Source organism: Saccharicrinis sp. GN24d3 (assembly GCF_052400645.1).
GTDB lineage: Bacteria > Bacteroidota > Bacteroidia > Bacteroidales > Marinilabiliaceae > Saccharicrinis.
Genome location: NZ_JBQTGI010000062.1, coordinates 1 through 1,840 on the forward strand (window position 1 = coordinate 1; position 1,840 = coordinate 1,840).

1 protein-coding gene and 1 other annotated feature (1 of these 2 cut by a window edge) are annotated in these 1,840 nt (G+C 50.2%); the gene reads left to right on the forward strand.

Features of this window, described 5'->3' with window-relative positions; translation table 11 throughout:
• Positions 1-208: hypothetical protein (locus tag ACT29I_RS25520; protein ID WP_444794839.1), on the forward strand; the 208-nt coding region annotated here is incomplete at its 5' end.
• A gap of 100 nt (positions 209-308) precedes the next feature.
• Positions 309-1,840: a sequence feature (most likely nonfunctional fraction of RNA operon), on the forward strand; it runs 2,524 nt beyond the window's last position.

Sequence of the window (1,840 nt, forward strand, 5' to 3'; positions counted from 1 at the left end):
ATATTTCTCAAAAAACATTTGGAGTTCACGAAAAAAAGTTGTTATCTTTGCATCCGCTTTTAGAGCGGCACACAAACGAAGGTTTGGGTGTGATAGAAACAAACAAGATTGCAAAGGGCCGGAAGCGGCGCTAAAAGATAAAAGAAGGTTGGTACGGTCGGGCTTTCGGGTTCGGAGACTTGACCGGGGACCAATTTACGTTCTTTGAAAATACTGGAATGCACAAAAGGAAAATATAACAGAGTGATTCTTTGAGTAAGGCTCTTGTAAAGAATACTAGGCCGTTAGATCGGCCGAACAATTTTTATACAACGAAGAGTTTGATCCTGGCTCAGGATGAACGCTAGCGACAGGCCTAACACATGCAAGTCGAGGGGCAGCATTACCGCTTGCGGTAGATGGCGACCGGCGCACGGGTGCGTAACGCGTATGAAACCTACCTTTTACAGGGGAATAGCCCGGAGAAATTTGGATTAATGCCCCATGGTTATAAGATGCCGCATGGCGTTTTATATAAAGCTTCGGCGGTAAAAGATGGTCATGCGTGACATTAGATAGTTGGTGGGGTAACGGCCCACCAAGTCGACGATGTCTAGGGGTTCTGAGAGGAAGGTCCCCCACACTGGTACTGAGACACGGACCAGACTCCTACGGGAGGCAGCAGTGAGGAATATTGGTCAATGGGCGAAAGCCTGAACCAGCCATGTCGCGTGCAGGAAGACGGTCCTATGGATTGTAAACTGCTTTTATACGGGAAGAAACGTGTCTACGTGTAGACATTTGCCGGTACCGTATGAATAAGCATCGGCTAACTCCGTGCCAGCAGCCGCGGTAATACGGAGGATGCGAGCGTTATCCGGATTTATTGGGTTTAAAGGGTGCGTAGGCGGACCAATAAGTCAGTGGTGAAATCCTGCAGCTTAACTGTAGAACTGCCATTGATACTGTTGGTCTTGAATTTAGTTGAGGTAGGCGGAATGTGTTGTGTAGCGGTGAAATGCATAGATATAACACAGAACACCGATTGCGAAGGCAGCTTACTAAGCTATAATTGACGCTGATGCACGAAAGCGTGGGGAGCGAACAGGATTAGATACCCTGGTAGTCCACGCCGTAAACGATGATTACTCGTTGTTGGCGATACATAGTCAGCGACCGAGCGAAAGCATTAAGTAATCCACCTGGGGAGTACGTTGGCAACAATGAAACTCAAAGGAATTGACGGGGGCCCGCACAAGCGGAGGAACATGTGGTTTAATTCGATGATACGCGAGGAACCTTACCTGGACTTAAATGTAGGCTGCATAGGGCAGAGATGCCCTTTTCTTCGGACCGCCTACAAGGTGCTGCATGGTTGTCGTCAGCTCGTGCCGTGAGGTGTCGGGTTAAGTCCCATAACGAGCGCAACCCCTATTGTTAGTTACCAGCACGTCGCGGTGGGGACTCTAACAAGACTGCCGGTGTAAACCGCGAGGAAGGTGGGGATGACGTCAAATCAGCACGGCCCTTACGTCCAGGGCTACACACGTGTTACAATGGCCGGTACAAAGGGCAGCTACATGGCGACATGATGCTAATCTCCAAACCCGGTCTCAGTTCGGATCGGAGTCTGCAACCCGACTCCGTGAAGCTGGATTCGCTAGTAATCGCATATCAGCCATGATGCGGTGAATACGTTCCCGGGCCTTGTACACACCGCCCGTCAAACCATGGAAGCCGGGGGTACCTGAAGTCCGTTACCGCAAGGATCGGCCTAGGGTAAAACCGGTAACTAGGGTTAAGTCGTAACAAGGTAGCCGTACCGGAAGGTGTGGCTGGAACACCTCCTTTCTGGAGAGGG